This window comes from Pseudomonas sp. FBCC-B35 (assembly GCF_059133755.1).
Genome location: NZ_CP101439.1, coordinates 561,219 through 582,440, shown reverse-complemented (window position 1 = coordinate 582,440; position 21,222 = coordinate 561,219). Strand labels below are relative to the sequence as shown.

At 64.5% G+C, this 21,222-nt stretch carries 20 protein-coding genes; 12 read left to right on the top strand and 8 right to left on the bottom strand.

The genetic code is table 11. The annotated features are described in order from the left end of the window. Positions 1-127: 127 nt before the first annotated feature. On the top strand, positions 128-2,920 hold the full coding sequence (locus NMB38_RS02510) for a hybrid sensor histidine kinase/response regulator (RefSeq protein ID WP_042139369.1): 2,793 nt from the start codon (positions 128-130) through the stop codon (positions 2,918-2,920). On the opposite strand, the gene NMB38_RS02505 is transcribed toward NMB38_RS02510, so the two are convergent. From NMB38_RS02505 to cobG, 7 genes are all read right to left on the bottom strand, one after another. After that, entirely contained in the window at positions 2,917-3,573 is a 657-nt protein-coding gene (locus NMB38_RS02505) for a hypothetical protein (protein ID WP_111475499.1), read from the bottom strand. The genes NMB38_RS02510 and NMB38_RS02505 overlap by 4 nt on opposite strands. Continuing rightward, positions 3,566-4,273 carry a hypothetical protein gene (locus NMB38_RS02500; RefSeq protein WP_345956535.1) on the bottom strand — a complete coding sequence of 236 codons (708 nt, stop codon included), beginning with the start codon at positions 4,271-4,273 and terminating at the stop codon, positions 3,566-3,568. Before NMB38_RS02500 ends, NMB38_RS02505 begins: the two co-directional genes overlap by 8 nt. A gap of 34 nt (positions 4,274-4,307) precedes the next feature. Beyond that, a complete protein-coding gene (locus tag NMB38_RS02495) occupies positions 4,308-4,991 on the bottom strand; it encodes a hypothetical protein (RefSeq protein WP_027915277.1) in 684 nt (227 codons plus the stop codon). A 116-nt stretch (positions 4,992-5,107) separates the two neighbouring features. Beyond that, a complete protein-coding gene (gene cobJ, locus NMB38_RS02490) occupies positions 5,108-6,805 on the bottom strand; it encodes a precorrin-3B C(17)-methyltransferase (protein WP_027915278.1) in 1,698 nt (565 codons plus the stop codon). Then, positions 6,793-7,524, bottom strand: coding sequence for a precorrin-2 C(20)-methyltransferase (locus tag NMB38_RS02485; RefSeq protein WP_104925741.1), 732 nt, complete (start codon positions 7,522-7,524; stop codon positions 6,793-6,795). The genes cobJ and NMB38_RS02485 overlap by 13 nt, the downstream gene beginning before the upstream one ends. After that, positions 7,524-8,150 carry a precorrin-8X methylmutase gene (locus NMB38_RS02480; RefSeq protein ID WP_494354884.1) on the bottom strand — a complete coding sequence of 209 codons (627 nt, stop codon included), beginning with the start codon at positions 8,148-8,150 and terminating at the stop codon, positions 7,524-7,526. The genes NMB38_RS02485 and NMB38_RS02480 overlap by 1 nt, the downstream gene beginning before the upstream one ends. Continuing rightward, positions 8,143-9,456 (bottom strand): precorrin-3B synthase, encoded by a 1,314-nt coding sequence (cobG, locus tag NMB38_RS02475; RefSeq protein WP_140174797.1) that lies wholly within the window; start codon positions 9,454-9,456, stop codon positions 8,143-8,145. The genes NMB38_RS02480 and cobG overlap by 8 nt, the downstream gene beginning before the upstream one ends. Positions 9,457-9,613: 157 nt before the next feature. On the opposite strand from cobG, the gene cbiE reads away from it, so the two are divergent. From cbiE to cycA, 11 genes are all read left to right on the top strand, one after another. Further along, entirely contained in the window at positions 9,614-10,825 is a 1,212-nt protein-coding gene (gene cbiE / locus NMB38_RS02470; protein WP_125922146.1) for a precorrin-6y C5,15-methyltransferase (decarboxylating) subunit CbiE, read from the top strand. Continuing rightward, a complete protein-coding gene (locus NMB38_RS02465) occupies positions 10,818-11,912 on the top strand; it encodes a cobalt-precorrin-5B (C(1))-methyltransferase (protein WP_110607096.1) in 1,095 nt (364 codons plus the stop codon). Before cbiE ends, NMB38_RS02465 begins: the two co-directional genes overlap by 8 nt. Continuing rightward, positions 11,909-12,628, top strand: coding sequence for a cobalt-precorrin-6A reductase (locus NMB38_RS02460; protein WP_027915284.1), 720 nt, complete (start codon positions 11,909-11,911; stop codon positions 12,626-12,628). The genes NMB38_RS02465 and NMB38_RS02460 overlap by 4 nt, the downstream gene beginning before the upstream one ends. Positions 12,629-12,765: 137 nt before the next feature. Further along, positions 12,766-13,203 carry an NfeD family protein gene (locus NMB38_RS02455; RefSeq protein WP_027915285.1) on the top strand — a complete coding sequence of 146 codons (438 nt, stop codon included), beginning with the start codon at positions 12,766-12,768 and terminating at the stop codon, positions 13,201-13,203. A gap of 25 nt (positions 13,204-13,228) precedes the next feature. After that, entirely contained in the window at positions 13,229-14,083 is an 855-nt protein-coding gene (locus NMB38_RS02450) for an SPFH domain-containing protein (RefSeq protein ID WP_027915286.1), read from the top strand. A gap of 138 nt (positions 14,084-14,221) precedes the next feature. Next, positions 14,222-14,611: a DUF2946 domain-containing protein gene (locus NMB38_RS02445; RefSeq protein WP_027915287.1), complete on the top strand. Its 390-nt coding sequence runs from the start codon at positions 14,222-14,224 to the stop codon at positions 14,609-14,611. A 47-nt stretch (positions 14,612-14,658) separates the two neighbouring features. Further along, entirely contained in the window at positions 14,659-15,138 is a 480-nt protein-coding gene (locus tag NMB38_RS02440) for a copper chaperone PCu(A)C (protein ID WP_027915288.1), read from the top strand. A gap of 19 nt (positions 15,139-15,157) precedes the next feature. Next, the gene (locus tag NMB38_RS02435; protein ID WP_345956533.1) at positions 15,158-15,589 is read left to right on the top strand and encodes a DUF2946 domain-containing protein; all 432 of its coding nucleotides are present in this window, start codon (positions 15,158-15,160) and stop codon (positions 15,587-15,589) included. A gap of 62 nt (positions 15,590-15,651) precedes the next feature. Further along, positions 15,652-17,712 carry a TonB-dependent copper receptor gene (locus NMB38_RS02430; RefSeq protein WP_288502975.1) on the top strand — a complete coding sequence of 687 codons (2,061 nt, stop codon included), beginning with the start codon at positions 15,652-15,654 and terminating at the stop codon, positions 17,710-17,712. A gap of 55 nt (positions 17,713-17,767) precedes the next feature. After that, entirely contained in the window at positions 17,768-19,135 is a 1,368-nt protein-coding gene (locus NMB38_RS02425) for a PepSY-associated TM helix domain-containing protein (protein ID WP_027915291.1), read from the top strand. Between the two features lie 241 nt (positions 19,136-19,376). Beyond that, positions 19,377-20,792, top strand: a complete 1,416-nt coding sequence (gene cycA, locus NMB38_RS02420; RefSeq protein WP_288502974.1) for a D-serine/D-alanine/glycine transporter — start codon at positions 19,377-19,379, stop codon at positions 20,790-20,792. 65 nt (positions 20,793-20,857) lie between these two features. On the opposite strand, the gene NMB38_RS02415 is transcribed toward cycA, so the two are convergent. After that, positions 20,858-21,154 carry a hypothetical protein gene (locus NMB38_RS02415; RefSeq protein WP_027915293.1) on the bottom strand — a complete coding sequence of 99 codons (297 nt, stop codon included), beginning with the start codon at positions 21,152-21,154 and terminating at the stop codon, positions 20,858-20,860. Positions 21,155-21,222 lie beyond the last annotated feature (68 nt).

Below are 21,222 nucleotides of genomic sequence, written 5' to 3'. Positions count from 1 at the left end.
AGGCGCCCGGGCCCGTGCAGCCGGGCGCACGGCAACCGTCTTGTCGGCGTGCCCGCGGGCCTTGCCTTCAACTCGGCACGCCGCGCATAGTTAGCACCCCGCACATGGGCCAAGAAGGGATTTCGTAGTGCGCCGGCTCCGGATTGCCTCAGCGTTGATCGTCAGCTTGCTGACCCTGATCTGCATGCTCCCCGCGATGGCGGAACATGACAGTGGCTGGGCCCTGCTGCTCGACGAACAAGGCAACCTGCAACTGAGCGACGTGCGCTCGGACCGTTATCGCAACCAGTTCAGCCCGCTGGAGCTGGCAGAACTCGATGCGGCGCCCCCCGACCAGGCCCTGTGGCTGCATTATCGGCTAGAGCCTGGTGAGCAGGAACAATTGCTGCGCGTCTTCGCACCTGATCTGTCGGGTCTGGACCTGTATGCGCTGCAAGGCGACAAGCTGATACGCCACCTGCATCACGGCCGCCAAGCCGGCAGTGCCAACCCCACATTGCGCGGCAGCGACCACGTGCTGCCGTTGCCCAACAGCAAGCAAGGCCTGGATATCTACCTGCGCCTGGTATCGGAACACCAACTGCGCCCGGCCATCAGCCTGGAGCCTGCTGCGCGAGCCGCCGCCAACCAGACCCAGCCGTTGCTGTTCGGCATGCTGTTCGGTGGCCTGGTGATGCTGATCCTGCATAACCTGATTCGCTTCATCTACAGCCGCTCGAGCACTGCGCTGATCCTGGCGTTCTACCATGGCCTGATGTTGCTCAGTGGCCTGATCCTGCTGAACCTCAGCGGCCCATGGTGGCATGTGTGGTACAGCGCCCAGACGCCAGCGGCGTACCTTACGCTGGTACTGGCGGGGCTGGCTGGGCTGTATTTCACCCAGCACTTCTTCGCACCGCGCAACACGCCGCGCCTTAACCGGCTGTTGAGCGGCGAGATGCTGCTGGTGGGAGTGAGCGGGATCGTGCTGCTGTTCATCGATACCTTGCCGCTCAATCTCATGACCTATGCCTTGATGGCACTGGGCAGCGTCACGATGCTGGTGGTCAGCAGCTACCATTGGTACCGAGGTTACGCACCGGCCCGTTTGTTCGGTCTGGCGATGATCATCTTCAACGTTGGCGGGCTGGTGCTGCTGCCTGCCTTGCTTGGGCTTACCCGCACCTCCACGCCTTGGTTGCTGTGCATTCTGTTGGGGCTGGCGGTGGCGAGCGGGCTGCTGTTGAACCTGGCGGTCAGCGACCGGCTGCGGCGTATCAACGAAGAGCGCTTCAGTGTCAGCCGCGCCTTGGCGGCCAGTGACGCCGAAATCAACGCCAAGGCCGAGTTTCTGGCCAAGATCAGCCACGAAATACGTACCCCCATGAATGGCGTGCTGGGCATGACCGAACTGCTGCTGGGCACGCCGTTATCGGTCAAGCAGCGCGATTACGTCCAGACCATTCACAGCGCGGGCAACGAGTTGCTCACATTGATCAACGAGATACTCGATATCTCCAAGCTCGAGTCCCGCCAGATCGAACTCGACGACGTCCAGTTCGACCTCAACGCGCTGATCGAAGACTGTTTGAACATCTTCCGGGCCAAGGCCGAGCAGCAGAACATCGAGCTGATCAGCTTCACCCAGCCCCAGGTGCCCCGCGTGGTCAGTGGCGACCCCACCCGCTTGCGTCAGGCGCTGTCGAGCCTGATGGAAAACGCACTGAAGAACACCGACCAGGGGGAAATCCTGCTCGTCGTAGCACTGGACCAGCGCGGCGAGGTGCCCCGCTTGCGCATCGCCGTACAGGACAGCGGCGACCCCTTGCCGGCAGCCGATCGCGAGGCGCTGTTGCAGGCAGAACTGCACAGCAGGCATTTCCTGTCCAGCAATCGGCTGGGCGGCCACTTGGGGCTGGTGATCGCCAAGCAGCTGATTGGCCTTATGCATGGGGAATTCGGCATCAAGAGCAGCACCGGCACCGGCAATACCTTGTGGCTGACCTTGCCGCTGGACCCAGCCTGCCTCGAGCAACCTCCGACCGACCTGGACGGACCGCTGCGCGACGCGCGGGTACTGGTGGTGGACGACAACGACACGTGCCGCAAGGTGCTGGTCCAACAGTGCAGCGCCTGGGGCATGAATGTCAGCGCAGTGCCTTCGGGCAAGGAGGCCCTGGCCCTATTGCGTACCAAGGCTCATCTTCGCGATTACTTCGACGCGGTGCTCCTGGACCAGAACATGCCCGGCATGACCGGCATGCAACTGGCCGCCAAGATCAAGGAAGACCCCAGCCTCAATCACGACATTCTGGTGGTCATGCTGACCGGTATCAGCAACGCGCCCAGCAAGATCATCGCGCGCAACGCCGGGATCAAGCGGATCTTGGCCAAACCGGTGGCTGGCTACACACTCAAGACCACCCTGGCCGAAGAACTGGCTCAACGCGGCCGCGAGCAGGCGCTGCCGGCGGCTGCACCCGGCCAGCCCCAGGCGCTCGACCTGCCCCCGCATTTCAGCGTGCTGGTCGCAGAGGACAACACCATTTCGACCAAGGTCATCCGCGGTATGCTCGGCAAGCTGAGCCTGCAGCCCGATACCGCGTCCAACGGCGAAGAAGCTCTTGAAGCGATGAAAGCCAAGCGCTATGACTTGGTGCTCATGGATTGCGAAATGCCAGTTCTGGATGGTTTCTCGGCAACCAGGCGCCTGCGCGAATGGGAAGCCGCCAACCAGCGCGCGCACACGCCCGTCGTTGCGCTGACCGCGCATATCCTTGCCGAGCACAAGGACCGCGCCAAGCAAGCCGGCATGGACGGCCACATGGCCAAGCCCGTCGAATTGTCGCAACTGCGAGAGTTGATTCAATACTGGGCCAGCCAGCAGCCGGCCAATGCCGATCAGGGCCTGGGTCCGGACGGCAGCTCGCCGCGCAACTAGAGCACCAAATCCCTGATGACGCGCTCGGCCGTTCGCGCAACACTGGCCTCTGCCCGGCGCCGATAATCCTCTCGAAACCCTTGCAGATTGAAATGGATCACTTCCAGTCGCAGGTCTCTCACACTGATGCCATTGCTCGCGCCCATGAACAGGAAGTCGCTGGTGCTTTTTTCCATCGAGACATCCATGTGCAGCAGCACCATGTCGATGAAGCCATTGGATTGCTGGGCGCAGGGCAACAACTGCACACGCGCTTGAGTGCCCACGATCGAATGAGCGCTGAACAGTTTCAGCGCCTTGTCATCACGACGTAAGGCCTCCAGCGCCTGGTTGGCCGCTTCGCCCAGCCGGGCAGAGCCCGCTTGGCTGATGTGCTCGATTGCCTGCGCAGCGAGGCTGCCCCGGTCAGGCCCCGGCCGCCGCCCTGCTGGCGCCAGCTTGCCATCGAAGCCCAGGGCAGCGAGGTTGCGCCAGTAATTCCTGAACCAGTCAGGTTCGAGACCGTCTTTCAAATCCCCCCATGCCACCTGCTGAGCAAAGGCGTTGGCCAGCAGTATGTCTGAACGTGCTTGCGGGCATACGCCTGGCAAAAAGACCAGCACACTGCTGTGTACCAGCTGGCCGGCGATAGATGATGCGTCGGTGTTAGTCATGGTTCGGCTCCTGCACGCTGACTTCGCTGCGATGAAGGGCCAGCTTGGCCTGAAGTTTTTTTGCAAGCCCCGGCCCGATGAGGTTCATACGCCTGGAATCGATCAAATACTGCCCTTGGAACTGCCAGCACGCCTGCACCGCCGGAGGGTCGAACGATTGCCAGAGCCAGTCAGTATCAAGCGGCGCTCGACTTCCAAGGTTCAATTGAGTGCTGATGATGGAATAGTCAGGCAGCACCAGCCGAACCTCGGCATGCGCGTGGTTCAGGCAGGTGTCGCCAAGGGGATTGCCAAGGTCACAGCGCCCCCCTATCCGGTTATCACATGTTTCACTGCTTGCGCAGGCTTCCAGACACTGCGCGACAGCTTCGCGAAGGTGGTGAGGCGTAGCCTGGAGAAGGCTGTCGCAAAGCATGGTCCAAGGCCTGAAAGCGGCAACCGGCACCATGGATGTCGTTTGCGACCGTAGCGTGGCTAGCGTGCAGCCGAAACCGCTCTGCACACGTATGTATTCCTTGAGCCAGCTGTCCCCATCAACCCCTGAGACCCCGCCATTGCACGCGGCGAGGTAGGCCGCCAGCTGGATATTGAGCATGTCGAGCCTGCAGGACTCGCTGATGGTCTTGTCGACGAGCACCAGGCTGTTGCCATTGCGCCACACGCTGTAGTTATTTGACATTGATGCACCCTCCAGGCTCACCGAAGCCAAGGCTCCGGTGAGCCATACCGACAGGTTAGATTTCGAGGGCCAGCAACACTTCCAGGGCGTTGTCGTCGAGCTTGGTTTCAACAACGGCGCGTACTTTCTCGTACTGGCGCTGATCAAGGTTCAGCACGGCACCGCAGGCATAGTTGGTGGTGCCGCTGCTCTCCCATTTGGCCAACAGGTAGTTGGCTTTCTTGTCAGGCTTGGCATCGGTCTGGACTGCGCTCACCATCATGGCGACTTGGCCAGCACCGGTCTGCTCACACTTGTTCAGGCTCAGGCTGTTGCGGTCATCCTCCACGGACTTGCGGTCCAGCAGTTCGACATTCTTGGTGCTGGCAGCCAGTGCGGAAACGACGGTCTTGCCCAACCCTTCCAGCGCCGAGGCCACGTCACCAGTAAAGGCGCCATAGGCAGCTTGCAGCCCCTTGCCAACCAGGTTGCTGATTTCCAGGTGCCTGTCGCTCTGGGTAATGCGCTGAACATCAACGCGCGTGGGTGTCCAGCCCATCTTCGACATCAGGAACACGTACTGGTTGAACCAGGCCTGGGTTTCCTGGATCGGGTGGTGCTGCTTGTTGGCGCCTTGGGTAGCCAGGGCGTGGCAGGCCTTGGCCGCAGTACGGTTGGCCTCGCTCATGGTGTCGGGGAACACGAACAGGTTCATGTCAGGCAAGACTTGCAGTTCAAGGTTTTCTTTGTTGGTGGTCATGTCAAAGGCTCCAGTTAGGTCCGGTCGAAACCAGGTGGCTTCGGCCTTGAACCTAACCGCTCGACGCTGCTCATCCTGCGCCGAAACGCTTCCCCCTCGGATCGAGCTACCGTGCTTCAGGGCTTGGCGCCATACCACCGCGGCGTGTAGACCCACTGCCCACCATTTGGGCGTTCGAACGTGCACGTGGTCGATGAGCCCACCAGCACCATGGTGCGCATATCGACCATTTCTGGCACCAGTTGGGCCAAAGAGACGACGCGCAAAGTCTGCCCCGGCCTACCAATGTCACGGCCAAGGACTACAGGTGTATCAGCACCACGGTGCCGGCGTACGACGTCCAGCGCGGTCCCAAGTTGGTGCGGCCGTGCTTTGGAAATCGGGTTGTAGAAGGCCAGCACCAGATCGGCCTGGGCAGCGAGGTCCAGGCGTTTCTCGATGATCGACCAGGGCTTGAGATTGTCCGACAGCGACATCACGCAGAAGTCATGCCCCAGCGGCGCGCCAGCCTGTGCAGCCGTTGCCAAGGAGGCCGATACACCAGGCAGTATCTCCAGGTCGACAGCGTGCCAGGCAGCGTCCGTGGACGCGTGCAACGCCTCGAGCACCGCAGCGGCCATGGCGAATACGCCTGGGTCCCCCGATGACACCACCACCACCGAACGGCCACGCGCGGCCAGTTCGAATGCGTGCCGGGCGCGCTGCATCTCCTCACGGTTGTCGGTGCAGTGCAGCACCTGATCGTCCCGGAACGGCCCTGCCATTCGTACATAGGTTTCGTAGCCCAGCACATCCTCGGCCCGGGCCAGCTCAGCCTTGACCGCTGGCACCATCAGCTCCGCTGCGCCTGGCCCCAGACCGATGACCGCCAGCCGCCCGCGGCGACGGCCAACCTGAGCCACTTCGATCGGCGCAGGTGCCACGGCGATGACCACCTCACCCTGGCACTGCAACCGCGCATCGGGCAGTGCAGCGCCCACCATGCCAGCCACATCGTCGGGCCTTGCGGCAAAGCGCAATTCGACACCCAGCGCCTGCGCGGCAGCCTGCAACCGGGTGTCCGCCATGGCCCGCTCATCGGCCAGCACGCAGGCCAGTGACGCCTGCGCAATACCGGCCTGCTGCAGCGCGTCACGAATCATCTGCAGATCGCCGCTTGCGACACCGACCACGACGGAGCGGGGATGAATCAACAGCTCGTCTCGGCTGGCGGGACGCGCCAGATGGCCTACATGGATGGTGCGCTGCGCGGCATCACTGGCAGGCAACTGTGCCTGCGCCAGCCACGGCGCCTGACCCTCGATGCGAACCGGCTCCCCGGCCAGCAGGTCGGAAACGAAGCGCTTGCCTTGTTCCAGGTCCGCCAAAGCGTAACCCTGGGGCGGGTTGAGCAGGCACGTACCAAAGCGCAACTCGCCGCTGGTGGTGATGGCCGCTGACACACCCAGCGCCGAGGCCATGTCCCGTGCCATCTGGTTGACGCCACTGAGGCCACCGAGCAGGGGCACCACGGCGCTGCCGTCTTCTGCCACGGCCAGCACCGGCGGCTCGCTGCCCTTCTCCCCCAACAGGCTGGCCAGGCTGCGGATCACGATACCCGCAGCGCACAAGGCGATGATTGGCGTACCGCGCTGGTAAAGGCTGCGCAGCAGATCGCCAAAGGCGTTGTAATCCTGGTCTGCACCCTGAACGCGCCCTTGCAGGCCGTGAATCGTGGCCTGGGCGTAGACCTGCTGAAGGCAACGGGCAGTGGCCAGGCTGCCCTGTCCCAGGATGACGATGGCCGGTGCTACCTGCGTGTTCAGCCCTGCCATTTTTCCCCCGGCACGATGATCAGCGAAAAATACGGCGAGGACTGTGGGTCAACCTGGTCCAGCGGTACGATTTTCTGGTTGGCCATGGTGGCGCGTTCCACATACAGCGCACGCGCGTGCAGGCCCAGCTCACCGAGCACCTGCCGCACCTTGGGGAAATTGCGCCCCAGTTTCATGATGACGGCCGCATCGGCGTCGGCCAGGCGGCGCTTGAGTTCTTCGGCCGGCAAGACGCCAGAGAGCACCGACAGGCTCTGGTTGCGATAGACCAGCGGTGCACCCAGCACCGAGGCTCCACCGAGCATGGAGCACACGCCAGGAATCACCTGCGCTTCATAGCGCTGTGCCAGGCGGTCGTGCAGGTACATGTAGGAGCCATAGAAGAACGGGTCACCCTCGCAGATCACCGCCACATCACGCCCTGCGTCCAGGTGTTCGGCCACCTGTACGCTGGCTTCGTCATAGAAATCGCTGATCACCTGCTCGTAGGACAGGGGGGCGGGCAAGGCTTCGGTGGTCACCGGATAGACCAGCGGCAGCAGCGTCTGCTCGGGTTGCAGGTGCGCTTCGATGATGCCGAATGCGTTGCCGCGCTTGCCCTTGGCGACGAAGTAGCCGACCACGGGCGACTCGCGCAGCAGGCGCAGGGCTTTGAGCGTGATCAGTTCAGGGTCACCCGGCCCTACGCCAAGGCCGATCAGGCGTCCACGCGGGGCCATCACTCCACCTCCGTGGCCAGGGCATTCACGGCCGCGGCGGCCATGGCACTACCGCCCAGCCGCCCCTGCATGATCACGAAGGGCACGCCACGGCTGTCGGCCGCCAGCATGGCCTTGGATTCGGCAGCGCCAACGAAGCCGACGGGAAACCCCAGGATGAGCGCTGGACGCGGCGCGCCGGCATCGAGCATTTCCAACAGGTAGAACAACGCCGTCGGCGCGTTGCCGATCACCACCACGCTGCCTTCAAGGTGTGGGCGCCACAGCTCCAGGGCAACGGCGGAGCGGGTGTTGCCAGCGGCCTTGGCAAGGTCTGGTACGCTCGGGTCGCGCAAGGTGCAGATCACCGGGTTGTTCGCCGGCAGTCGTGCCTGGGTGATGCCCTCGGCGACCATGTGCGCATCGCACAGGATCGGTGCGCCACGTAGCAAGGCCTGGCGGCCCGCCTGGCCGGCGCCTTCGGAGAATTGCAGGCCATCGATCGCATCGACCATGCCGCAGGCATGGATCACGCGCACCGCAAGCTTTTCGAGGTCTGCGGGAATCCGCTCAAGTCGGGCTTCCTCACGAATGATCCGGAAGGAATTGCGATAGATCTCCTGACCATCGCGGATGTAGTCAATCATCAAGGTGCTCCGTCGGCAGGTCGAGCATGGCGCCTGCTTCATTCAAGGTAATGTCAGTGGCGCGCAGGGCGCCGAACCCCGGCAGGCGGGGATCACGCTGGTAAAGATCGTAGCGCCCGGGCGCGCGGGCCAGCAGCGTGGCCGGGGCGGTATGGGCCAGGGCACAGGACCGGGGGCAGCCAGTGAGATGCACGCTGGCAGGCGCCCCGGGGCCCAATAATGCGGCCAATGCCGCGGCGTCGGCCTTCGTCTCGCTCAAGGCCTTGGCACAGCCGCTGGCGCCGGTGCAGGCGCTGATGCGCACCAGGGGCTCGGCCGCGTGGCAGAGCAGCCCGACCGTCATCAGGCTGCGCTGCGCCTGGTCGAGGCCGCCGGGCGCCAGGTTGGGCAGCACCAGGCTCTGCCAGGGGGTCAAGCGCAGGCTGCTGTCGCCCTGTTCACGCGCGACACGCGCCGCCTCACGCAGCATGGCCGGGGTGAGCCGCCCCAGTGGCGGTGCCACGCCCAGCGCAACCCCACGCCGCTGAGGCAGTGCCCCCAGCCACGTCACCGGGCGAACCGGTCGGCGCCAGCCCAGCACGGCGGGGTCTTGGCGCAACGCCACGCCAAGCCCACCGATGAAATCGGCTGCCGTGCAGGCCTGCAGCACATGCCGCATGCGCGACTGGGTTGGGGTGGCCAGGTCCAGAAAACGTTCGAGCACGGCGCGCACCAGGGTCAGGCCTTGGCTGAACGGCACCGCACCCAGTACGTCACCCTCACCAAGGCTGCCGGCCAGGCCGAATGCGAGCCAGGGCCGCTGCTCAAGCTCAAGCACCGAAAGCCACAGGTCGTGCGGGTGATCGAGCATGGCCAGGCGTTCACCAGCATCGAGCTGAAGGGCGAACTTGGCCGACAACGCGTGAAAGCGTGGCGTGCCCTCGAGCAGGTCGAGGATCTGCCCTGCCAGCGGCCTGACGTCCAGCCCCCCCGCTGGGTCAAGCCCGGCCAGGGGGCTGAGCATCAGGTTGCGAACATCGTCGCCGGCCGCTTCACGCGGGCCCAGCCCAGCGGCGAGCAGCGCCGCTACCAAGCCCGGGTGATCAGGCCCCACGCCACGGATCTGCAGGTTGCCCCGGTTGGTGGCCTCGATCACACCGCCTGCGAAGCGCTCGGCGGCGCTGGCGACGGCCTCGGCCTGCTGGGCCAGCAACACCCCGCCCGGCAGCTTGATCCGGCAGATGCCGCCATCCAGGGCGCTGACGATACGCCACAACCCCGGGCAAGCCGAGGGGCGAGGCGAACTGTAGGAAGCGTGAGGTGGCATCGCTGAGGTGTCCGGCAATCCGTGAAACTGCGCTTGAGTGGAGAAGGCGCGGTATTATGCCTGCTTTGGCCGCCCGCATGAAAAGCCGGTGGTCGAGCATCTTTCGGGTAAAGGCACAATTGGGCGTGCTGCACACGCACGAACTCTAGAGGTATCAATGGCACCCTGGCTGACGGTAGTAGGCATCGGCGAAGACGGTTTCAGCGGTCTGGGCAAACAAGCTCGCCGAGCGCTGCTCAGTGGCGCGCGGATTTTCGGCAGCCCCCGCCAGCTGGCCCTGCTGCCGCGTTGCGTGACCGGCGAACGGCTGCACTGGCCGAGCCCTTTTTCGCTCGCGCCCGTGCTTGCGCTGCGTGGCGCGCCTGTGTGCGTGCTGGCCAGTGGCGACCCGATGTTCTATGGGGTGGGCGCCAGCCTGGCGCGCCAGGTGCCTGCCCACGAGATGCAGGTGCTGTCGATGCCCTCCTCGTGCGCCCTGGCGGCTGCGCGCCTGGGTTGGGCGCTGCAGGACGTGCAGGTGGTGTCGCTGGTGGCAAGGCCTCTGGCCGCACTCAACGCGCACCTGCATGGTGGGCTGCGTCTGCTGGTATTGAGCAACGATGGAGACAGCCCGGCGGCAATTGCAGCGTTGTTACGCGAACGGGGTTTCGGCCCCAGCCGCCTGTGGGTCTTCGAACACTTGGGTGGCGAGGCTCAGGGCCAGTTGCACGGGCATGCATCCACGTGGCAGCACGGGCAAACGGCCGCGCTCAACCTGGTGGCCATCGAATGCGTGGCAGCGCCCGAAGCGCCGCGCCTGCACCGTCTGGCAGGCCTGCCCGATGACGCCTACCGGCATGACGGCCAACTGACCAAGCGCGATGTGCGCGCCATCACCCTGGGCCGGCTGGCCCCGGAGCCTGGGCAACTGCTTTGGGACGTGGGCGCGGGCTGCGGCTCGATCGGCATCGAATGGATGCGTGCACACCCGGCATGCCGCGCAGTGGCCATCGAGGCCGACGAGGGCCGTCAGGGGTTGATCGAGTACAACCGCGATGCCTTGGGCGTGCCTGGTCTGCACCTGGTGCGCGGCAAAGCCCCCATGGCACTGGACGGGCTGGAACCCCCGCATGCGGTGTTCATTGGTGGCGGAGTCACCCGTCCAGGGGTTCTAGCCCACTGCTGGTCCAGCTTGCGCCCAGGCGGACGGCTGGTGGCCAACGCCGTGACGGTACAAAGCGAACTGGCCCTGGCCCACTTCAAGGAGCAGCACGGCGGCGAACTGACCCGCATCCATGTTGCCCATGCCCAGCCCCTGGGTGCCTTCGATACCTGGCGCCAAGCATTGCCCATCACCTTGCTCGACGTGGTCAAGCCGGCCGATGCGTGAAGAAACCCGCGAACAGGCCGCCCCGCTGCGCAGTGGCCTGACCACTGGCAGCTGCGCCACCGCGACCAGCCTGGCGGCAGCGCGTCTGCTGCTCACCGGTGCAGACAGCGACGCGGTGAGCATCACCCTGCCCAAGGGCAAGGTGGTGCAGATGCGCCTTGAGTTCTGCCGGCTGGTCGACGATTACGCCGAAGCAGGCACCCTCAAGGACGCCGGCGACGACCCGGACGTGACCCACGGTGCACTGCTGTTCAGCCAGGTACGCCTGCGTGTCCAGCCCGGTGTGCACTTCGTCGCGGGCGCAGGCGTGGGCACCGTGACCCGGCCGGGGCTGGTTCTGGCAGTGGGCGAACCGGCCATCAACCCGGTGCCACGGCGCATGATCACGGACCACCTGCAGGGCCTGGCCGTCGAATGCGGCTACACCGGCGGGTTCGAGGTCACCCTCAACGTGCGGGACGGGGAAGCCCTGGCGCTCAAGACCATGAACCCACGCCTGGGCATCCTCGGCGGCCTGTCGATCCTGGGCACCAGCGGAATCGTCCGCCCCTTCTCCTGCGCAGCCTACATTGCCTCCATCCATCAAGGTATCGATGTGGCACACACCAACGGCTACACCCACATCGCCGCGTGCACCGGCAACGCCAGTGAGGACACCATGCGTCGTGTCTACGGGCTGCCGGAAATCGCACTGATCGAGATGGGCGACTTCGTGGGCGCGGTACTCAAGCACCTGCGCAAGGTCCCGGTGCCCCGCCTGACCCTGTGCGGAGGCTTTGGCAAGATCAGCAAGCTCGCCGCCGGGCACATGGACCTGCACAGCCGTCATTCGAGCATCGACCTGCCACAGTTGGCGGGCTGGGCGGCGGCAGGCGGGGCCGATCTGGCGCTTCAGGCAGCCATCGTGGCCGCCAACACCAGCCAGCAAGCCCTGGCGCTGGCCCATAGCGCGGGTGTGCAGTTGGGTGATGCCGTGTGCCAGCATGCCCTCGCCTTCGCCCGCAGCGTCGTGCCGGCGCAGGTCAGCGTCGAGGTGGTCGCCATCGACCGCCAGGGCGGCATCGTCGGCCGGGCGGGTCAGCCATGAACGCGCGCATTCTGTTGCTCGGCGGCATTACCGAGGCGCTGGCCATCGCGCGCCTGCTGGGCCCAGACCACATCTACAGCCTGGCCGGCATCGGCCGGGTGCCCGACGACCTGCAGTGCCAGGTACGCGTGGGCGGCTTCGGAGGGACCGAGGGGCTGGCCCAGTACCTGCGTGAAAACGGCATCACACTGCTGGTCGATGCCACCCACCCCTATGCCGCTCGTATCAGCGCCAACGCGGCCAGCGCCGCGCAGCGTGTCGGGATTCCTTGCTGGGCCCTGCACCGTCCAGCCTGGCAGGCACAAGCGGGGGATGACTGGCGAGAAGTGGAAGACTGGCCGGCGCTGATGCAGGGCATTGGGCCTTATGCCCGACCGCTGTTCACCCTGGGTCGGGAACCCCTGCAACACCTGGACGCCATCCCGGATGGCCAGTTCTGGACCCTGCGCGCCTTGCAGGCCTGCCCTGGCAATGCGCGCTGCGAGGTGATCGGTGCACGCGGGCCTTTCGACCTGGACCAGGAACGTGCGCTGTTCATCGACCGGCGCATCGACGTTCTGATCAGCAAGAACAGCGGCAGCGTCGCCACCGAACCCAAGCTGGAGGTAGCCCGCGCGCTGGGTCTGCCGGTGTTCATTCTCAAGCGCCCGACATTGCCGATCACCGATCGGACGTTCCATGCCCTGCCGGAACTGGTAGCGGCCTTGTTTGCTTAGTGGCGAAAGCCCCTTGCATCGCGCCTGGTGGGGTTGGACTCCTACACACCCTTAGGCTTTTTCCGAGCGCCCGCAAGTGGCCATGTGTCGCAGTCCTGCCTTAAACTCGGGCGCCCCCCTCGGAAGACGTGCCTGATATGGAATTGCAATGGTGGATCTGGTTGGTGTTCGGCATCGCGCTGACGTTGCTCGAGCTGGTCTTGCCTACGTTCTTCATCCTCTGGTTCGGTATCGGCGCCGTGCTGGTGGCCTTGGTTTCCCTGGCGTTTCCAGGCCTGGAACTGGCCATGCAAGGGCTGCTCTGGGTCGTGCTGTCATCGCTGACTACCCTGCTGTGGTTCAAGGTGTTTCGCCGCAAGCAGCCCGATGAGCGCTGGACCGCCGCCAGCGTGATCGGCGAGGTCGGCTTGCTGACCACAGGTGTGTCCGAGTTCCAGAAAGGCCGGGTGCGCTTCCAGAAGCCCGTATTGGGCAACGAGGAGTGGACCTGCATTGCCGATACCACCATCCCGGCAGGCGAGCGGGTACGCCTGATCGCCGTCGAAGGAAATACCGCCCGCGTCATGCGGGCCTGAATCCGTAAAAAAGGAATTTGTCATCATGACCAGCCTCATCGTCGTCGGCGCCATCGCCCTGTTCGTACTGATCACCGTGTTCAAGGGGGTGCGCATTGTCCCCCAGGGCGAGGAATGGATCGTCGAGCGCCTGGGCCGCTACCACACCACCCTCAAGCCTGGCCTCAACGTCGTCATCCCCTACATGGACGTAGTCGCCTATCGCCTGCCGACCAAGGACATCATCCTCGACGTGCAGGAACAGGAAATCATCACCCGCGACAACGCCGTCATCGTCGCCAACGCCCTGTGCTTCGCCAAGGTCATCGACCCGCAGAAGGCGTCCTATGGCGTGCAGAACTATGCCTTTGCCGTCACCAGCCTGACCATGACATCCCTGCGCGCCATCGTCGGCGCCATGGACCTGGACGAAGCCCTCTCCAGCCGCGAACAGATCAAAGCGCGCCTGCGCGAGGCCATGTCCGAGCAGACCGAGGACTGGGGCGTAACCGTACGCTCGGTAGAAATCCAGGACATCAAGCCGTCCCAGAACATGCAACTGGCCATGGAGCGCCAGGCGGCAGCCGAGCGGGAGCGCAAGGCCGACGTCACCCGTGCCGAAGGCGCCAAGCAGGCGGCAGTACTCGAAGCCGAAGCGCGCCTGCAAGCCGCCCGGCTGGATGCCGAGGCGCAGATCAGCCTGGCCGAAGCTTCGGCGCGGGCCATCTCGCTGGTCACCGAAGCGGTCGGCAACGAAACCGTCCCGGCCATGTACCTGCTCGGTGAGCGCTACGTTGGCGCCATGGAAAACCTGGCGAGCAGCACTAACGCCAAGGTGGTGGTACTGCCGGCCGACCTGCAGGAAACCGTACGCGGCCTGATGGGCCGCCACAAGGCCTGAACCTGAACGGCTTCGCGGTGCCAGAGCATCGCGAAGCCAGCCGCCATGCACGCCACCTGCGTCACGTCACCGCACCCCGCCAAATTTGCTTATACTCGGCCGTACAATAGTCGCCACGATTCCTGACCGGATCTCTCCATGCCCCCACGTCGGCACATCGCCTGGATAGCCTGCCTAGCGGTGCTGTTCAACCTGCTGGCCATGCCGTTGTCCTCTGCTGCGCCCAAAGGCCCGGCAGAGCAACTGCTGTGGGGGGCGTTCTGTTCCAGCATGGCCAACAAAGCCAAGGTCGATGTGCAGGCCCTGGCCAAGATCGACCTGGGTCCGCAAAGCGATGACAGCGCCAGCACGATGCACTGCTGGTGCTGCCTGGGTGCTGCGCCGCCGCTCGCATCAGGCGGCCAAGCGTTACAACTGCATGCCCCGCCTGTGCGTCTTGCCGGCCCACTGTCGTTGGATGCGCCACCCACGCCTACGCCGCGCCAGCTCCGGCCCGCGCTCAATCCCCGTGCCTCCCCGCTTGCCTGAGTGTTTCTCGCTGTCTGCCTGAACCTCATTTCATCGGGACATCCATCATGCTCAAGCACGCCCTTGCCGTGGCCGCCCTCCTGCTGCCCGCCGTCTTCGCCCATGCTCACGAATACACCGTGGGCGACCTGCATATCGCTCATCCCTGGTCTTTGCAGCTGCCGCCCAATGCCCCCAACGTCGCCGCGTATTTCGTGGTGCACAACAATGGCAACACCGATGACCGCCTGCTGAGCGCCGAATCCCCTATCAGCGATGACACCCAGTTGCATGCGCACGCCATGAGCGCGGCCGGTGCCATGCGCATGCAGCAAGTGCCAAACGTAGTAGTGCCTGCAGGCAAGGATCTGGTGTTCGCGCCCAGCGCTTACCATGTGATGCTCATGCAGCCCAAGGATCGCAGCCTGCTGACCGATGGCCAGCGTTTCCCGCTGACCCTTCGCTTCGAGAAAGCTGGCCCCGTCACCGTGCAAGTGGCGGTGCAGAAAGCACCGCCGACCGGCCAGCCGCAGGCCCATCAGCACTGATTGGCGCTGACAGGGCGTGATGCGCTCGCTGCCACACCGCCAGCCCCGTACCACCCGCCCTGATCGCAGGCGCGCCGGTGGCGGATGGCTGAGCCTGTTCGCCATGTGGATGATTTTCATCGGGCCGCTGGTTTCCCAGTCGATGCCCATGGATCACCACGGCGGCGGCATGGCCATGCCGATGGACATGCCGATGCCGGCTGCTCATCAGCATGGCGACGCTCATCACGGCCCGAGCCAGGACGGCCAGCTTCATGTGATGTGGGAGAAGTGCGGCTATTGCAGCCTGTTGTTCAACTGCCCTGCATTGCCCCAGGCGCTCAGCCCGCTCAGCCTGGCAGCCGCCCTGCCTCAAGTCCACCTTCAGCCTGCCACGCGCCACGGGCATGCCAGGCAGGCCGTCTTCCCCGGCGCCCGCAGCCGCGCGCCGCCTGCATCGATCAGTGTTTGACCCGTTTGCGCGCGAAGCCTGATCGCTTCGCGTCTTCTCACGACTGATCGACTGGAATCCTTATGTCCGGCTGCACCCCTCTTTTGTCCCTGCGCGGGACCATCGCCGCCCTGTGTGGCTCGTTGTTGACGCCTGTCGCACTGGCGGCAGACCCTGGGCACCTTGCCCATTCATCCGATGCACCTGAACTCGGCCCTACGGTGATCACCGCCATCGCCCCCAGTTCGCCACTGACCGTGGTCACCAACCCCAAGGACCCTCGCCAGCCCGTGCCGGCCAGTGACGGTGCCGATTACCTGAAAACCATCCCCGGTTTTTCAGCCATTCGTGCCGGAGGCACCAACGGCGACCCAGTACTGCGCGGCATGTTCGGCTCGCGGCTGAACATCCTCACCAATGGCGGGCTGATGCTGGGCGCCTGCCCTAACCGCATGGATGCCCCAACCTCGTACATCGCCCCGGAAACCTACGACCGACTGACCGTGATCAAGGGCCCACAGAGCGTGATCTGGGGGCCGGGCGGCTCGGCAGGCACTGTCCTGTTCGAGCGTGATCCCGAGGCATTCGGCACCCTTGGCAGCCGCGTCAATGCCAGCCTGCTCACCGGCTCCAATGGCCGCTTCGACAAGGTGCTGGACGCTGCTGCCGGCAACAGCCAGGCCTATGCCCGTTTCGTCGGCAATCAGTCGCGCGCTGATGACTACCACGACGGGGCTGGCGATTCGGTACCGTCGCGCTGGGAAAAGTGGAACGGCGATGTCGCCTTGGGCTGGACGCCCGATGCCGATACAGTGCTCGAACTCACCGCAGGCAAGGGCGATGGGGAGGCGCGCTATGCCGGTCGGGGCATGGACGGCTCGCAGTTCAAGCGTGAAAGCCTGGGCCTGCGCTTTGAAAAGTCCAACCTGGGCGAGGTCCTCGACAAGCTCGAAGCCCAGGCTTATTACAACTATGCCGACCATGTAATGGACAACTACAGCCTGCGCACACCCTCTGGCAGCGGCATGATGGGCATGCCAATGGTCAGCAACGTCGACCGCCGCACGATGGGCGCACGCATCAAGGCGACCTGGCGCTGGGCCGATGTGCAGTTGATCAGCGGTATCGACGCGCAGACCAACGCGCATCGCCAGCGCGGCGGCATGGGTGTAGACGCGCACAAAGGCCAGGCCTGGACCAAGGATGCCGATTTCCATAATTACGGCGTGTTCGGCGAGCTGACCTGGTCGCTCAGCGGCGACGACCGGGTCATCACCGGTGCCCGCCTGGACCGCGCGTCTGCGCGGGATCTGCGTCAGGCCAGTCCGACCCGCAACGACACCCGCGCCGATACGCTGCCCAGCGGCTTCGTGCGCTATGAACACGACATGGCAGCCCTGCCGGCAACGGCTTACATCGGCCTTGGGCACGCCCAGCGCTTCCCGGACTACTGGGAGCTGTTTTCGCCGAAGACGGCGCCCACCGGGTCGGTCAATGCCTTCGACGGCATCAAGCCCGAGAAAACGACCCAGCTCGACTTTGGTGTCCAGTACCGTAGCGAACGGCTGGAAGCCTGGGCTTCGGGCTATGTCGGTCAGATCCGCGACTACATTTTGTTCGACTACCGCACCGGCATGATGGGCATGGGGGCTTCAAAGGCGCAGAACATCGACGCCCGCATCATGGGTGGCGAGGTGGGTGCGGCCTACTCGCTGAGCGATACCTGGAAGGCCGATGCCACGCTGGCCTACGCCTGGGGCAAGAACAGCAGCGACGGCAAGGCGCTGCCCCAGATGCCGCCCCTGGAAAGCCGCCTGGGCCTGACGTACAGCCGCGATGCATGGAGTGCAGGTGCGCTCTGGCGGCTGGTCGCGGCGCAGAACCGCATCGCCTTCAACCAGGGCAATGTGGTCGGCAAGGACTATGACGCCAGTGCAGGGTTTGGGGTGTTCTCGCTCAACGGCGCGTACAAGGTCAGTAAAAATCTGAAACTCAGCGCCGGGGTCGACAATCTGTTCGACAAGACCTACGCCGAACACCTGAACCTGGCAGGCAACGCCGGTTTCGGCTACCCGGCCAGCGACCCTCAACCGGTCAACGAGCCCGGCCGGACCGTCTGGACCAAAGTCGATTTCAGCTTCTGACATCCACCGCGGGCGCGGCAGTGACCGCGCCCTGTGCGTTTACCTGGAGGTTCCCATGAGAGGAACACGCGTTTCATTCTACAACCTGGCCTGGCGTTGGCATTTCTATGCAGGGCTGTTCGTGGCCCCCTTCATGATCCTGCTGGCACTTACCGGGCTCGTGTACCTGTTCAAGCCGCAGCTCGATCCGTGGCTGTACCGCGACCTGATGGTGGTCGAGGCCGGCCATCATCGCCAAGGGGCCGATGTGATGCTGGCCGAGGTGCGCACGGCGTACCCCGAAGGCCATGTGGGCCAGTACCTGCCGCCGCTGAACGCGCAGCGCAGTGCGCAGTTCGTGGTGCACGACGGCGGGCGCGAGCTGAATGTGTTCGTCGACCCGTACAGCGGCAAGATCCTCGGCGAGCAGGACGGCAAGCGCAACCTGCAAGCCATCGCCCGCGCCCTGCACGGCGAGTTGATGGTGGGCACCCTGGGTGATCGCCTGGTGGAACTGGCCGCAGGCTGGGGCATCGTGCTGGTGGTTTCGGGCCTGTACCTGTGGTGGCCACGCGGGCGCCTGGGCGCAGGCGTACTGTGGCCGCGCCTGGCCGCCCGAGGCCGGCTGTTCTGGCGCGACCTGCATGCGGTCAGTGGGTTCTGGGGCTCGGCGCTGCTGCTGTTGATGCTGCTCAGCGGCATGACCTGGACCGGGTTCTGGGGCAAGCAATATGCCGACCTGTGGAACCGCTTTCCGGTAGCGATGTGGAACGATGTGCCAAAGTCGGACCAGCAGGCACGCGAGCTCAACCATGCTCACCGCCAGACCGTACCCTGGGCCGTGGAGAACACGCCGATGCCCCAGTCCGGCGCCCATGCCGAGCACGCCGGGCATCACACCCTGTCCAGCCAACCGGCCGCACCGAACGTGGGCGTGCAACAGGTCGAGGACATCGCCACGGCGCGGCAGGTGGAGCCGGGCTACAGCATTACCTTGCCTACCACGGCCGACGGCGTATTCACCGTTGCGGTGTTCGCCGACGATCCACGCAACGATGCCACCCTGCATGTGGACCAGTACACCGGCAAGGTGCTGGCCGATGTGCGCTGGCAGGACTACAGCCCTGTGGCCCGCGCAACGGAACTGGGGGTCATGCTGCACGAGGGCAAGATGTTCGGCCCACTGAACCAGATCGTCATTGCGCTGGTGTGCCTGATGATTCTGCTGGGGTCGGTCAGTGGCTTGGTGATGTGGTGGAAGCGCAGGCCCGAAGGCGGCCTGGGCGTCCCCCCGTTGCGCCACGACCTGCCGCGCTGGAAGACGGCCGTGGTGGTGATGCTGGCATTGGGGCTCGTCTTCCCCTTGGTGGGGGTGTCGATGGTGCTGATGTGGGTACTCGACAACCTGATGGTACGGCGCGCCAGGTTGGCGGCGCAGGCATAGGGCACGGTAGGCGGCTGTCGTGGAACCTCAGGCGAGCCGAAAGGCCCGCCGAGCGTTTCACGGCCCTGCCGGTCGGTGCAGCTTTATTGTCCAAAGCGCCGACGCTTGACCCCGATCATTTCTAAAGCGCCCTGCACTCACGATATCGTGTCGATCTGTCACGCCCGCACCTTTGCAGTGCGTGATAGCCTAGCCGGCTACGTCAGCCAACGCGACTGACCTCTACAAGGGAATGCAGCCTATGACGCAAACTGCGCCGACTCCATCCGACGATCAACACCTGCAACGCAACCTCACCAACCGACACATCCAGCTCATCGCCATTGGCGGTGCCATCGGCACCGGCCTGTTCATGGGCTCGGGCAAGACCATCAGCCTGGCTGGGCCGTCGATCATCTTCGTCTACATGATCATCGGTTTCATGCTGTTCTTCGTCATGCGTGCAATGGGCGAACTGCTGCTGTCGAACTTGAACTACAAGTCGTTCATCGACTTCTCCGCCGACCTGCTCGGTCCCTGGGCGGGCTACTTCACCGGCTGGACCTACTGGTTCTGCTGGGTAGTCACTGGCATTGCCGACGTGGTGGCCATTGCGGCCTATACCCAGTTCTGGTTCCCCGACCTGCCTCAGTGGATACCGGCGCTCACCTGCGTGGCCGTGCTGCTGTCGCTGAACCTGGTCACGGTCAAGCTGTTCGGCGAAATGGAGTTCTGGTTTGCCCTGATCAAGATCATCGCCATTCTGGGCCTGGTCGCCACCGGTCTGTACATGGTCATCACCGGTTTCACCTCCCCCAGCGGGCGCACGGCTCAACTGGCCAACCTGTGGAATGACGGCGGCATGTTCCCCCATGGCGTGATGGGCTTCTTCGCCGGGTTCCAGATCGCGGTGTTCGCCTTCGTGGGCATCGAGCTGGTCGGCACCACGGCGGCCGAAGCCAAGAACCCGGAGCGCACGCTGCCCAGGGCGATCAACTCGATCCCGATCCGCATCATCGTGTTCTATGTACTGGCACTGATCGCGATCATGGCCGTGACCCCATGGCGCGACGTGGTTCCGGGCAAGAGCCCGTTCGTGGAGCTGTTCGTGCTGGCAGGGCTGCCAGCGGCGGCGAGCATCATCAATTTCGTGGTGCTGACCTCGGCGGCCTCGTCTGCCAACAGCGGGGTGTTCTCCACCAGCCGCATGCTGTTCGGCCTGGCCCAGGAAGGCGATGCGCCCAAAGCGTTCGAGAAACTGTCCCGTCGCGCCGTGCCGGCCAACGGCTTGTACTTCTCCTGCCTGTGCCTGTTGCTCGGCGCGGTGCTGATCTACCTGGTCCCGAACGTGATCGAAGCCTTCACCCTGGTCACCACGGTGTCGGCGGTGCTGTTCATGTTCGTCTGGACGTTGATCCTGCTGTCGTACCTGAGCTACCGCAAGCACCGCGCAGCGCTGCACGAGCAGTCGATTTACAAGATGCCTGGCGGGCGCTTGATGTGCTACGTGTGCCTGACGTTCTTCGCCGGCATTCTGGTGCTGCTGAGCCTGGAAGCCGACACCCGCTCGGCGCTGCTGGTGACGCCGATCTGGTTTGTGATCCTGGCGGTGACCTACCAGTTCGTGCGTAGCCGGCGCCAGCCGCGTACTGCCGTACGTGGGTCGTCGAGCAACTGATGAGGAAACTGTGCAGCCCATTCTCAGGCAGAACTGGCGAATGGGCGCACAACAGCCAGGCCGCTTCAGCCTTGCTCCAACCCCTTGAGCACTGCCTCGGCCAGGGCCAAGCCTTTCTCTAGCGAGTTTTCCGTCGCGGTCAGTAAACTACGAAGCGGCTCTCCCACCCTTTCCAGTGCTGCGGCATTGGTTTCATAAGCCGCTTTCAGCGCGGCAACGGCGCACACAAGTGCATCCTCGCTATCGATTCCAGCCTGAACCGACAGTATTGGATCATGAGCCTGATTGCAGGTGCCGAAATCGGCACTGGCGGTCACGGAACGCGATGTGCGGGGTGGATCTGGAACGATCTTCTTGAGCATGGTGCATCTCCTTGCAGCTCTCTCTTTATGACGCTCCGAGCCCATACGCCAATATGGGTGGACGGAGC